At 63.1% G+C, this 11,906-nt stretch carries 12 protein-coding genes; 6 read left to right on the top strand and 6 right to left on the bottom strand.

What is annotated here, in order from left to right; translation table 11 throughout:
• From V3W27_RS09460 to V3W27_RS09470, 3 genes are all read left to right on the top strand, one after another.
• A partial coding sequence (locus V3W27_RS09460; protein WP_330206458.1) for a metal ABC transporter ATP-binding protein occupies positions 1-716 on the top strand: 716 nt, incomplete at its 5' end.
• Positions 716-1,615 (top strand): metal ABC transporter permease, encoded by a 900-nt coding sequence (locus V3W27_RS09465; protein WP_003226663.1) that lies wholly within the window; start codon positions 716-718, stop codon positions 1,613-1,615. The genes V3W27_RS09460 and V3W27_RS09465, both read left to right, overlap by 1 nt.
• Positions 1,616-2,521, top strand: coding sequence for a metal ABC transporter substrate-binding protein (locus V3W27_RS09470; protein WP_330206459.1), 906 nt, complete (start codon positions 1,616-1,618; stop codon positions 2,519-2,521).
• A 185-nt stretch (positions 2,522-2,706) separates the two neighbouring features.
• Here the strand turns inward: V3W27_RS09470 and V3W27_RS09475 are convergent, their stop codons facing one another.
• The 5 genes from V3W27_RS09475 to V3W27_RS09495 form a co-directional block, all read right to left on the bottom strand.
• Positions 2,707-2,931, bottom strand: coding sequence for an MbtH family protein (locus tag V3W27_RS09475; RefSeq protein WP_003226665.1), 225 nt, complete (start codon positions 2,929-2,931; stop codon positions 2,707-2,709).
• A gap of 83 nt (positions 2,932-3,014) precedes the next feature.
• Positions 3,015-4,430, bottom strand: coding sequence for an aspartate aminotransferase family protein (locus V3W27_RS09480; RefSeq protein WP_330206460.1), 1,416 nt, complete (start codon positions 4,428-4,430; stop codon positions 3,015-3,017).
• A gap of 143 nt (positions 4,431-4,573) precedes the next feature.
• Positions 4,574-5,059, bottom strand: a complete 486-nt coding sequence (locus V3W27_RS09485) for a GNAT family N-acetyltransferase (RefSeq protein WP_096794989.1) — start codon at positions 5,057-5,059, stop codon at positions 4,574-4,576.
• Positions 5,060-5,273: 214 nt separating this feature from the next.
• The gene (locus V3W27_RS09490; RefSeq protein ID WP_049827920.1) at positions 5,274-6,596 is read right to left on the bottom strand and encodes an ATP-binding protein; all 1,323 of its coding nucleotides are present in this window, start codon (positions 6,594-6,596) and stop codon (positions 5,274-5,276) included.
• Positions 6,596-7,276 carry a response regulator gene (locus tag V3W27_RS09495; RefSeq protein ID WP_007969056.1) on the bottom strand — a complete coding sequence of 227 codons (681 nt, stop codon included), beginning with the start codon at positions 7,274-7,276 and terminating at the stop codon, positions 6,596-6,598. The genes V3W27_RS09490 and V3W27_RS09495 overlap by 1 nt, the downstream gene beginning before the upstream one ends.
• Positions 7,277-7,429: 153 nt before the next feature.
• On the opposite strand from V3W27_RS09495, the gene dsbD reads away from it, so the two are divergent.
• The 3 genes from dsbD to dsbG are packed head-to-tail and all read left to right on the top strand — an operon-like array spanning position 7,430 to position 10,779.
• On the top strand, positions 7,430-9,163 hold the full coding sequence (dsbD, locus tag V3W27_RS09500) for a protein-disulfide reductase DsbD (RefSeq protein WP_330206461.1): 1,734 nt from the start codon (positions 7,430-7,432) through the stop codon (positions 9,161-9,163).
• A complete protein-coding gene (locus V3W27_RS09505; protein ID WP_225135788.1) occupies positions 9,164-10,033 on the top strand; it encodes a TlpA disulfide reductase family protein in 870 nt (289 codons plus the stop codon). It abuts the gene before it with no gap.
• A complete protein-coding gene (gene dsbG / locus V3W27_RS09510) occupies positions 10,009-10,779 on the top strand; it encodes a thiol:disulfide interchange protein DsbG (RefSeq protein ID WP_330206462.1) in 771 nt (256 codons plus the stop codon). The genes V3W27_RS09505 and dsbG overlap by 25 nt, the downstream gene beginning before the upstream one ends.
• A gap of 113 nt (positions 10,780-10,892) precedes the next feature.
• Here dsbG and V3W27_RS09515 read toward each other — a convergent pair whose 3' ends face one another.
• A complete protein-coding gene (locus V3W27_RS09515) occupies positions 10,893-11,708 on the bottom strand; it encodes an alpha/beta fold hydrolase (RefSeq protein WP_330206463.1) in 816 nt (271 codons plus the stop codon).
• Between the last annotated feature and the right edge of the window lie 198 nt (positions 11,709-11,906).

The raw sequence follows: 11,906 nt of genomic DNA on the forward strand, positions 1-11,906 counted from the left end.
GGGTAAGTGGGCCGACTCTGGATTTTGCGGGAGTCTCTCTGACCCTCGGGCGCACTACGATCCTCGACAACGTCACCTTCCAGGTTCAGCCCGGTCACGTCCACGCCCTGGTCGGCCCCAACGGCGGTGGCAAGAGTTCGCTGATCAAGACCTTGCTCGGGCAAATGCCGCATCAGGGTCAACTGAGCCTGCACTGGCCCGGCCAACCCGGCACCATCGGCTACGTGCCGCAGGCGCTGGAGTTCGATCGTGGCCTGCCGATGACCGTCGACGATTTCATGGCAGCCATGTGCCAGCGCCGCCCGGCGTTTCTCGGCCTGAGCAAGCACTACGCCAAGGCCATCGGCGAGGCGCTGGAACGGGTCGGCATGCAGGACAAACGCAAGCGGCGCATGGGCGCGTTGTCCGGTGGCGAACGGCAGCGCGTGTTGCTCGCTCAAGGCTTGATCCCGGCTCCGCAATTGCTGGTGCTGGATGAGCCGATGTCGGCCCTCGACGAAGCCGGGATCCAGGTGTTCGAACGCCTGCTCGGCGACTGGCGCGCCGCTGGCATCACCGTGCTGTGGATCGAGCACGATCTGGAAGCGGTCAAGCGTCTGGCCGACCGGGTCACCGGTCTCAACCGCCGCGTGCTGTTCGACGCCACGCCGCAACAGGCACTGACCCCGGAACGGCTGCTGAGTCTGTTTTCCACCCATCCACGGAGCGCGGTCTGATGAGTTACGAAGCCTTTCGTTTGATGGTTCAGGGCTGGGCGTCGTCCGGGTACCTGCCGGAAGCGCTGGCCTACGGCTTTGTGGTCAACGCATTGCTCGCCGGCCTGTTGATCGGTCCGGTGCTCGGTGGCCTCGGCACGCTGGTGGTGGTCAAGCGCTTTGCGTTTTTCTCCGAAGCGGTCGGGCACGCGGCGCTGACCGGCGTGGCCATCGGCATTCTGCTCGGCGAACCCTACACCGGGCCGTACGGCAGCCTGTTCGGTTACTGCCTGTTGTTCGGCATCCTGCTCAACTACCTGCGCAACCGCACCGGCCTGGCGCCCGACACCCTGATCGGCGTGTTTCTCTCGGTGTCGCTGGCGCTTGGCGCGAGCCTGCTGTTGATTCTGGCGGGCAAGATCAACGTGCACATTCTGGAGAACGTGCTGTTCGGTTCGGTGCTCACCGTCAATGGCAACGACCTGCTGGTGCTGGCCATCGTCGGTTCGCTGGTCATGGCCCTGGCACTGCCTTTGTACAACCGGATCATGCTCGCCAGTTTCAACCCGCAACTGGCGGCGGTGCGCGGCGTGGCGGTGAAGACTCTGGATTACCTGTTCGTGATTCTGGTGACGCTGATCACCGTCGCGGCGGTGAAGGTCATCGGCGCGATTCTGGTCGGCGCGTTGCTGGTGATTCCGGCGGCGGCCGCGCGTTTGCTCAGCCAGTCGCTCAAGGGCTTCTTCTGGTGCTCGGTGCTGATTGCTACCGTCAGCACGCTGTGCGGGATTCTCGCGCCGATCGTCTTCGATCTGCCAATCCCGTCCGGCGCCGCGATCATCCTGGTCGCCGGCATCGCCTTCGCCCTCGCCGCCATTGCGCGCGGGGTTGTCCCGAGTCTGAAAGGGAACCTTGGATAAATGATCTTCTCACTGCGAAAACTGACCCTGGCCATGGCCCTGTGCGGCGTGGTCGGCAGCCCGTTGCTGGCGGCTGAAAACCCTCAACCGCTGCGCGTACTGGCCTCGTTGCCCATCACCTACGGCCTCGGCGAAGTGCTGCTCAAAGGCACCGACGTCAGCCTGGAACGCGCGGCCCCGGCGAATCTGCCGGGCAGCCGTCAGACCGCATACTTCACCGGTCGCGGCGCTCCGGCGCTGGGCAAACTGGCAACCGCTGCCGACGCGGTGATCGGTGTGCGCTCGCTGTGGGCCGATGATCCGCTGTACCCGATCGCGCGGCGCAGCAACATTCGCATTGTCGAGGTCGACGCGGCGCGCCCGGTGGATGGCGCCCTGCCGGGGATCGCCGTGCAACCGGGGCTGAAGGTCGATGGCTTGAACAGTCAGCCATGGCTGGCGAGCAACAACATGGGACGGATGGCTGATGTGATCGCGGCAGACCTGGTGCGTCTGGCGCCGTCGGCCAAACCGAAGATCGAGGCCAATCTGGCGGCGCTGAAACAGCGCCTGCTCAAGCTCAGCGCCGACAGCGAAGCGCGTCTGGCCGAGGCCGACAACCTCAGTGTGCTGAGCCTCAGCGATCACTTCGGTTACCTGATCGGCAGCCTGAATCTGGAGCTGATCGGCCAGGACGCGCGAGCAGATGCCGAGTGGACAGCCGAAGATCTGAAGAAGCTCACGGCGACGCTGAAGGACAACGACGTGGCGCTGGTGCTGCATCATCGTCAGCCGTCGGAGGCAGTGAAAGCAGCAATTGCCGCCTCGGGGAGTCATCTGCTGGTGTTGAGTACCGATGCAGCGGACCCGGTGGCGGAGCTGGAGGGGAATGTGGATTTGTTGCTCAAGGGGTTGAGCGGGGCGTAGTTTCAGTTACACCGCGTTATCGTTCTTCGCGAGCAAGCCCGCTCCCACAGGGGGGGTGTGTGCAGCGCAGATCCAATGTGGGAGCGGGCTTGCTCGCGAAGAGGCCCGCCAGAACAACACCATTGCGAGCAATGAAAAAACCCGCTGCCTGTCACCAGTCCAGCGGGTTTGTTTTGTCTGTCAGATTACTGAGCGGCCGCCTGCCCTTCCATCTTCTGCCGCAGGCTCAGCGGACGCATGTCGGTCCAGACTTCTTCGATATAGGCCAGGCATTCCTTCTTCAGGCCGCTCTTGCCCACGGTGCGCCAGCCTTCCGGCACGGCTTTGTAATCCGGCCAGATCGAGTATTGCTCTTCGTGGTTGACCACGACCTGAAAGAGGATGTCCTCGCGGTCGAATACTGACGTCATGCTGGTTCTCCATCGTTGTAAGGGTGGGCTGCACCGGGGGTGCAGCCGGGTATGTAGTAAGAACGTTCGGCGCTGCGAAAAATTTACTCGGCGGCGGCGGTGGCGGCGGCCAAGGCCCGGCCGAAGATCTCGGCGACGCGGTCGATTTCGGCGGCGGTGATCACCAGCGGCGGCAGGAAGCGCACCACCGCGCCATGCCGGCCGCCCAGTTCGAGAATCAGTCCACGCTTGAGGCATTCACGCTGCACCAGCGGTGCCAGACGCGCGAACGCGGGTGGATGACCGAGCGCATCCGGCGCGCCGTTCGGGTCAACCAGTTCGACACCGAGCATCAAGCCACGACCGCGGATGTCGCCCAGTTGCGGGAAGTCGCGTTGCAGGATGCGCAGGTGTTCGCTCAGGCGTTCGCCCATGGCGGCGGCGTGTTCGCAGACCTTGTGCTCAAGCAGATAACGCATCACCGCGGAACCGGCGGCCATCGCCATCTGATTGCCACGGAACGTGCCCGCATGGGCGCCCGGTTGCCAGGTGTCGAGCCAGTCGCGATAAACCACCACCGCCAGCGGCAGGCTGCCGCCGATAGCTTTGGACAACACCACCACATCCGGGACGATACCGGCGTGTTCGAAGGCAAACATCTTGCCGGTACGCGCGAAACCGCTCTGGATCTCGTCGACGATCAGCGCCACACCGGCCTTCTCGGTGATCCGACGCAAGCCGCGCAGCCACTCGATGTCGGCCGGAATCACCCCGCCCTCACCCTGCACCGCTTCGACGATCACCGCTGCCGGCAACTGCACGCCGGCTTCAGGATCGTTGAGCAGGTTTTCCAGATAACTCAGGTTGGCTTTGACCCCGGCCGCGCCGCCGAGACCGAACGGGCAACGATAGTCATAAGGGAACGGCATGAATTGCACACCGTTGCTGAGCAAGGCGCCCAGCGGCTTTTTCGGCCCCAGGCTGCCCATCAGGCTCAAGGCGCCCTGGCTCATGCCGTGATAACCGCCGGAGAACGACAGCACGGTGCTGCGCCCGGTGGCGGTGCGCACCAGTTTCAACGCCGCTTCCACCGCATCGGTACCGGTCGGGCCGCAGAACTGGATTTTCGCCTCGGCCGCCAGTGCTGGCGGCAGCAAACCGAACAGGTCCTGGACAAACTGATCCTTCACTGGCGTGGTCAGGTCGAGGGTGTGCAGCGGCAATTCATCCGCCAGTACTTGCTGAATAGCCTCGATCACCACCGGATGGTTGTGCCCCAAGGCCAGAGTGCCGGCACCGGCCAGGCAATCGATGAAGGTGCGACCTTCGACATCTTCGACGTACAGGCCCTTGGCGCGCTTGAGGGCCAGCGGAATGCGTCGCGGATAGCTGCGGGCGTTGGATTCCTGCTGGCTCTGCCGGGCCAGCAGTGGTGATTCGTTGAACTGATACAGGGTTTCCGCCGGCGCGGAGCTGATCCGGGCCGACGACTCTTCGATAAGGCTGGTGGCGACTGACATCTCTCGACCCCTCAATACGCTATGGATAGTGACCAAAACAGCACACCGCACAGGTGCGCGTTCCGGTCGCGGGGCGCACATGCAGGTTTTCCTGTTCTGGAAACGCTTAAGCGGGGCGAGGATTTAGACCCTTGATCGAGATGTCAGCCAGGCAATGGCAGCAGCTTGTGCAGCGTAACGCGGTGCAAGCCCTGATCGCTGGCGCGTGGCACTGCATCGCAGTAGCCCAGATGCCGATAAAAAGCCGCGCCGCTACGTGTGCTGGCGATGCGCGCCTGCGGCACACCACGAATCCGCAGCCAGCCTTCAAGGTCGGTCATCAGGGCGCGCCCTGCGCCACGGCGAAACCATTCCGGCTGCACATGGCAAAAACCTATCTCACCGCTGGCCGTGGCCATGCCGACACCCACCGGTTTGTCCTGCAACAAGGCGATATTCAGGTAGCAATGCGCGTCGGCAAGGTGCGCGCTGATGACGTCGGCAGATTGTCGGCCGATCCAGCGGCTGACCAGTTGCGGATCGTTGCGGTGTTCGAGCGCACAACCGACGCGAATCGATCGCTCGATGATGCGACTGATGATGCCGGCGTCGGCAGGTTTCGCCGGGCAGATGCAGATCGATGCTTCCATGGCGCGTTCCCTCAATCCATTGAGTCAGAGCAGCCCCGACCTTAACGCCGAGGCCGGCGAATCACCAACGCAGAGACGTTACATTTGATGTGCCACACCACGGATCCCCTGTGGGAGCGGGCTTGCTCGCGAAGGCGGCGTGCCAGTCAGTAACCTGTCGACTGACCGGACGCCTTCGCGAGCAAGCCCGCTCCCACAGGGGATTTTTGCTGGTTCAGACAGGTTGCAGCGGCATGGTCAACTCGACGCGCAAGCCATCCGGCCGGCTGTCGAAATGCAGGGTGCAGGCGCAGCGCTGGACGATGGCTTGCACGATGGCCAGGCCCAGTCCGCAGCCGGTGCTCTGGCCGTTGCGCCAGAAGCGTTGGGTCAGATGCTGCAGATCTTGCGCCGCAATCCCCGGGCCGTGGTCGCGCACCACAAAACGGGCGCGCTGGCCGACCGTTTCCAGGCTCAGCTCCACCTCAGCATCCGCCGGGGTATGGCGCAGGGCGTTGTCGAGCAGATTGCGCAACGCGGCAATCGACAGCACCGCCGGCATTTGCACCGGCGCACTGGAGAGCTGCTTGGGCAATTGCAGCTTGATGCGCTGACGCTCGCCACCAGCCGCATCCTGCATCGCCAGTTTCGCCACCTGTTCGGCGCTGCACTGTACGCCGTCATCGAACGACAGACTGCCCTCGACCCGCGCCAGCAACAGCAGTTGCTCAAGGGTGCGGTGCATGCGGTCGGCACCCTCTTCGGCCCTTGCCAGCGACTGATCGCGGGCACTGCCTTCGGTCATGCGTGCCACTTGCAGGTGGGTCTTGATCGCCGTCAACGGGCTGCGCAGTTCGTGGGCGGCATCACCGGTCAGGCGGCGTTCACGCTCGATGGTCTTGCCGATGCGCTGGAACAGCTGGTTCTGCGTATCGAGCAACGGTTTCAGTTCGCTGGGAAACGATTGCAATTGCAGCGGCTCAAGCGAGTCGGCATTACGTCGCATCAGTGCTTCGCGCAGCCGGTTGAGCGGCGCCAGCCCCTGGCCGATGCCCAGCCACAACAGGCACAGGCAACCGAGCAACGCCACGCCGACCGGCACCGAAGCCGCCAGCAGGATCGACATGTTCAAGGCTTCGCGTTCGATTTGCCGATCGGCGGTGGTGATCCGTACGTCACCCCGGGCGAGAGTGAAACTGCGCCACGGCGCGCCATCGATCATCTGATCGTGGAAGCCCATTTTTTCCGCTTCCAGGGTTTGCTCGGGGCTGCTGTGGCTGCGGGCCAGGATTTCCCCGCGCAAAGAGCTGACCTGACAGGCCATGCCGCCGGGAATGTTCAATTGTTCGGCACTGAAATGGGTGCCCTCGCCCTTGCTCGGCAGCGCCGGCAATTGCTCCAGCAGCCCGGCGACCATGCGCGCCGAGGCTACCAGCCGCTGGTCGAGGGAAAACATCATCTGATTGCGCAAGTCGCTGAGCATCCAGGCCGCAGCCAGTGCCCAGATCAGGGCGAAGGCGGCGCCGAGGGTCAGACTCAGGCGCAGACGCAGACTCATCACTTCTGTTGTTCTCCACCATCGGCCGGCCCGAGGCGATAACCCAGACCGCGCACGGTTTCGACGATGCCCTTGCCGAGCTTGCTGCGCAGGTGGTGGATATGCACGTTCAGCGCGTTGCTCTCCAACTCGTCATTGAAGCCGTAGACGCTGTCCTTCAACTGCTCGGTGGACAGCACTCGGCCACGGTTGTGCAGCAGCGCCTGCAACAACGATTGCTCGCGGCGCGACAAGTCCACCGGTTGCCCGGCCAACGTGGTTTCGCGGCTGCTTGGATCGTAGGTCAGCGCGCCGTGTTCGATCAGGTTGACGCTGCGCCCGGCGACCCGGCGCAGCAGGGTTTGCAGGCGCGCGAACAATTCACGCAGATCGAAGGGTTTGAGCAGGTAATCGTCAGCCCCGGCCTGCAAGCCATCGACCCGGTCGGTCACCGAGTCGCGTGCGGTCAGGATCAGCACCGGAATTTCCAGGCCCTGCTGACGCAGTTGTTGCAGCAACTTGAGGCCATCTTCGTCAGGCAGGCCGAGATCGAGCACCATCACGTCGAATTCGGCAACTTTGAGCATCGCCCGTGCTTTCGAGGCGGTGTTGACGTGCTCGACCGTCAGGCCCTGCGCCGTGAGACCGGCAACGATACCGCTGGCGATCAGTTCATCGTCTTCGCAAACCAGTACGTGCATGATCCGTCCCGTAGAAAAAAGCCGATTAGGCCGTTGGCCGATTAAGCTGACATTATGGCGCCCAACGCCACAGCGACAAGGGCGTGACGGTTAATCATCGGTTAATCGCCATCCACCATTGTGCCCACACTTGCACAGGGACAAGGCTCCTCCATGCGTCATTTTTTTCTTTTGTTTGCACTGCTGATCTCCGGCCTGGCCCAGGCGGGAAACAATCCATTCGAGACCAAACCGGAGTTTCTGCCGGTCGACAAAGCCTTCGTGCTCACCTCCGAACGCCTTGAGTCCGGGGAAACCCAGCTGTTCTGGCAAATCACCGACGGCTATTACCTGTACCAGAAACGCCTGAAATTCGACGGTTTGACGGTCGAGCAGCAGCCTGCGCTGCCCGAGGGCGAGTCGCACAGTGACGAGTTCTTCGGTGAACAACCGGTGTATCGCCAAGGGCTGGAGGTGAAAGTCCCGGCCTCGGCCAGCGGTCAGATCAAGGTCAGTTATCAGGGCTGCGCCGATGCCGGCCTGTGTTATCCGCCGCAAACCCGGGTCATCGATCTGGGCGGCAAAGCGACGCCAACGGCCAGTGCCGAAGCACCGGATCAGGCCCTGGCCAGCAGCCTGCAACAACGGGCGCTGGGCTGGAGCCTGCTGGTGTTCTTCGGCCTCGGCCTGTTGCTGGCGTTTACTCCGTGTTCGTTGCCGATGCTGCCGATTCTGGCGGGCATGATTGTCGGCAGCGGTGCAACACCGCGTCGTGGTTTCGCCCTGGCCAGCAGCTATGTGATCTGCATGGCGCTGGTGTATGCAGCGATGGGGGTGATCGCTGCGCTGCTCGGCGCCAACCTGCAGGCATGGCTACAGAATCCGTGGCTGCTCGGTGCATTTGCAGCAGTGTTTGTGGTGCTGGCGCTACCGATGTTTGGCTTCTTCGAATTGCAATTGCCGGTGGCCCTGCGTGACCGCCTCGAACACGCTTCGCGCAGCCGCAATGGCGGCAGCCTGATCGGTGCCGGGGTGCTCGGTGCGTTGTCCGGTCTGCTGGTAGGCCCGTGCATGACCGCGCCACTGGCCGGCGCCTTGCTGTACATCGCGCAGAGCGGCAATGCGCTGCACGGTGGCTTGATTCTGTTTGCGCTGGGCATCGGTATCGGGGTGCCGCTGTTGCTGTTGGTGACCGTCGGCAATCGCTTTCTGCCGAAACCCGGAGCGTGGATGAACCTGCTCAAGGGCATCTTCGGTTTCCTGTTCCTCGCGACCGCGCTGCTGATGTTGCGCCCGGTGCTGGACTCGTCGCTGTGGCTGGGCCTGTGCGGCGCGCTGCTGCTGATCGCCGCGTTCTGCGCCTGGAAGCAATCGGACGGCTTCGGCCGGGTCGCCCAAGTGTTCGGCGCCAGCTCGCTGTTGCTCGGGTTGTGGGGCAGCCTGCTGCTGATCGGTGCCGCCGGTGGCAGTGACGACCCGTATCAACCGCTGCAGGTGTACAGCGCCGGCCGAGTCGCCAGCACCACGCCGAGCGGGCATGACGCGTTCACCACGATCAAGGATCCGGCCGCCCTGCAGCGCGAACTGGATAGCGCCAAGGCTCAGGGCCAGTGGGTGCTGCTCGATTACTACGCCGACTGGTGCGTGTCGTGCAAAGTCATGGAAAAACAGGTGTTCGGCAAGGACAAGGTCATGCAGGCACTCAGCGATGTGCGCCTGCTGCGCCTCGACGTCACTGCCGATAATGCCGCCAGCCGCGAGCTGCTCGGCCGCTACAAAGTCCCGGGGCCACCAAGTTTTGTCTGGATCGGCACCGACGGCGAAGAACGACGCAGCCAGCGCATCACCGGTGAGGTGGATGCCGAGACGTTCCTGCAACGCTGGACCACCACCCGAGACGCCAATTAAATGCTGACGTTCACCCTCGGCACCTTTGCCATCGCGCTTAACCACCTGCTGCTGATCAGTGCCCTGGCGCTGGCGACCTTTGTCGGCTGGCGGGTGGCCAAGCGTGGCGGCGATAACCCCGAGTCGGCGCTGTTCAGCCTGTTTCTGCTGGGCATGCTCGCGGCACGCGTGGCGTTTGTCGCCCTGTACTGGGGCCACTATCGCAACGATCCGTGGCAGATCATCGACCTGCGCGATGGTGGATTCCTCGCCTGGCCGGGGGTGATCGTGCTGCTGCTCACCGCTCTCTATCGCGGCTGGCGCCGCCCGGGCCTGCGTCGGCCATTGGGTTTTGGCGTGGCCAGCGGCGTGCTGTTCTGGTTGTTGGCGACCCTGTCACTGAACATCTACGAACAAGGCACGCGCTTGCCGGAAATCACCCTGCGCAACGCCGCAGGCGAGACCATCCAGCTCAGCGACTATCAGGGCGGACCATTGGTGATCAACCTGTGGGCAACCTGGTGCCCACCGTGCCGGCGCGAGATGCCGGTGCTGGAAAACGCTCAACAACAACGCCCGGACCTGACCTTTCTGTTCGTCAATCAGGCCGAAAGCATGCAAAGCGTTGCCACCTTCCTGGAAACCCAGGGTCTGAGCCTGAACAACGTGCTGTTCGACCGCAGCGGTCGACTGGGTCGGGCCGTGGGCTCCATGGCGTTGCCGACTACGCTGTTCTATAGCCCTGACGGTCGCTTGCTGAGCAGCCACCTGGGCGAACTGTCGAACGCCAGCCTGGCCCGCGCCCTGGAAAACTTCGACATCCCGAATCCAACCGCCGCACCGGCCACCTCTGCAAGGAAACTGCCATGCCCCGCCTCCGCCACCTGCTGACGCTGACTCTGGGCACTGCCCTGCTGCACCTGCCGTCGGTGCAGGCCGCCGAAGAATTGCCCGCCGCGATCAAGCAGATCGAAGCCAAGGGCGCAAAAATCGTCGGCCAGTTCGACGCCCCGGAAGGCTTGCGTGGTTATGCGGCGCAGTACCAGAACCGTGGCATGGCGTTGTACCTGACGCCGGACGGGAAACACGTGCTGCTCGGCAATCTGTACGACGCCGACGGCAAGGATCTGAGCAGCGAACCGTTGCAGAAACTGGTCTACGCGCCGATGGCCAAGGAAATCTGGGGCAAGTTCGAAGCCAGCAACTGGATTCAGGACGGCAACAAGGATGCGCCACGTACCGTGTACCTGTTCAGCGATCCGAACTGCCCGTACTGCAACATGTTCTGGGAACAGGCGCGGCCATGGGTCAAGGCCGGCAAGGTGCAACTGCGGCACATCATGGTCGGGATCATCCGCGAAGACAGCCCGGCGAAATCCGCCGCGCTACTGGCGGCGAAAGATCCGGCCAAGGCCCTGGAAGATCACGAAAAGGCCGGCAAGGCCAGCACCCTCAAACCATTGAAAGACATTCCAAAAGCGGTGCAGACCAAACTGGCCGCCAACATGCAGTTGATGGAAGACCTGGAACTGCAGGCGACACCGGCGATTTTCTACATGGATGACAAGGGCGAGCTGCAACAGCAGCAAGGCGCGCCTTCGCCGGAGAAACTGGCGAAAATTCTCGGGCCAAAGTGAGTCCGGCTTCTTTATTGCCTGATCGGGCCTCTTCGCGAGCAAGCCCGCTCCCACAGGGATCACCGCGGTCACTGTGGGAGCGGGCTTGCTCGCGAAAAGAACGATGACACGGTTTAGCGGTTGCGCTCAGCCAAAAAAGTAAACAACACCTCGCTCACAAACTGCGGATTCTCCAGACTGGAGATATGCCCCGCCTCCGGCACCAGCACCCACGGGCAGCCGATCAATTCAGCCATTTCCTGTGCCTCCGACGGCGGTCGCGGTTTGTCCTGATCGCCGCACAGCACCAGGGTGGTCGCGGCATTCAGTTCGCCCAGGCGCGGCAACAGGTCATCACGACTGAAGGTGATACGTCCCATCGGCACAATGCTTTCGCGCAGGCGATCCGCCGTGTACGCCGCGAGTTTGGCGCGGAAGTCCTGATACAGCGCCGACTGCGGATCGATGCCCGGGCGGAAGAAGATCGGCACCACGATGTCGAGCAACTGAGGCGCAATCTCGCCGCTTTCCTCGATCTGCTTGAACAGCGAGAAATAGTACTGACGGGTTGGCTCAGGCTCGACGCCGACGTAGGTGTCGAGCAGTACCAGACCGTTGATCCGCTGCGGTGCCGACAACGCCAGACGCACGCCCCACATGCCGCCGACTGACAGCCCCGCCAGCGTGATCCGTTCGATCTGCAGGTGATCGAGCAAGGCCTCGACCTGCCGCGCGATGTCATCCAGCGAGGTGGTGCCTTGAGGCAAACGCCCGGATTCGCCGTGGCCCCACAGGTCCAGCGCAATCACCCGATAGTGCGGCGACAGCGCAGCGATCTGCGGCGCCCACATGGCCGTGTCCCACAGATAACTGCCCGCCAGCAACACGGCCGGGCCGGTGCCTTGATCAATGTAGTGCAGCGCTTGTCCGTCAACCGTGAAGAAAGGCATCGACCACCCCCGAGACAAAAAAGAGAACCGGCAGACTGAGCTGCCGGTTGTTGATCGTCAACCCTGGACATGTACGTGAATATGCCGGTTTATTTGTGTTGAATTCACTGACGCATTCGCGAGCAAGCCCGCTCCCACATTGGGTCTGCGTACACAGAACTAAATGTGGGAGCGGGCTTGCTCGCGAAGGGGCCGGTA

The organism is Pseudomonas sp. AM14(2022) (assembly GCF_036346455.1).
GTDB classification, from domain to species: Bacteria; Pseudomonadota; Gammaproteobacteria; order Pseudomonadales; family Pseudomonadaceae; genus Aquipseudomonas; species Aquipseudomonas putida_A.

What these genes read in the sequence shown, in the direction of transcription:
- V3W27_RS09495 (WP_007969056.1), bottom strand. Translation starts at nt 7,276, where the DNA reads ATGCACGTACTGGTTTGCGAAGACGATGAACTGATCGCCAGCGGTATC.
- V3W27_RS09505 (WP_225135788.1), top strand. Translation starts at nt 9,164, where the DNA reads ATGCTGACGTTCACCCTCGGCACCTTTGCCATCGCGCTTAACCACCTG.
- V3W27_RS09465 (WP_003226663.1), top strand. Translation starts at nt 716, where the DNA reads ATGAGTTACGAAGCCTTTCGTTTGATGGTTCAGGGCTGGGCGTCGTCC.
- V3W27_RS09470 (WP_330206459.1), top strand. Translation starts at nt 1,616, where the DNA reads ATGATCTTCTCACTGCGAAAACTGACCCTGGCCATGGCCCTGTGCGGC.
- V3W27_RS09515 (WP_330206463.1), bottom strand. Translation starts at nt 11,708, where the DNA reads ATGCCTTTCTTCACGGTTGACGGACAAGCGCTGCACTACATTGATCAA.
- dsbD (WP_330206461.1), top strand. Translation starts at nt 7,430, where the DNA reads ATGCGTCATTTTTTTCTTTTGTTTGCACTGCTGATCTCCGGCCTGGCC.
- V3W27_RS09480 (WP_330206460.1), bottom strand. Translation starts at nt 4,430, where the DNA reads ATGTCAGTCGCCACCAGCCTTATCGAAGAGTCGTCGGCCCGGATCAGC.
- V3W27_RS09475 (WP_003226665.1), bottom strand. Translation starts at nt 2,931, where the DNA reads ATGACGTCAGTATTCGACCGCGAGGACATCCTCTTTCAGGTCGTGGTC.
- V3W27_RS09490 (WP_049827920.1), bottom strand. Translation starts at nt 6,596, where the DNA reads ATGAGTCTGCGTCTGCGCCTGAGTCTGACCCTCGGCGCCGCCTTCGCC.
- V3W27_RS09485 (WP_096794989.1), bottom strand. Translation starts at nt 5,059, where the DNA reads ATGGAAGCATCGATCTGCATCTGCCCGGCGAAACCTGCCGACGCCGGC.
- dsbG (WP_330206462.1), top strand. Translation starts at nt 10,009, where the DNA reads ATGCCCCGCCTCCGCCACCTGCTGACGCTGACTCTGGGCACTGCCCTG.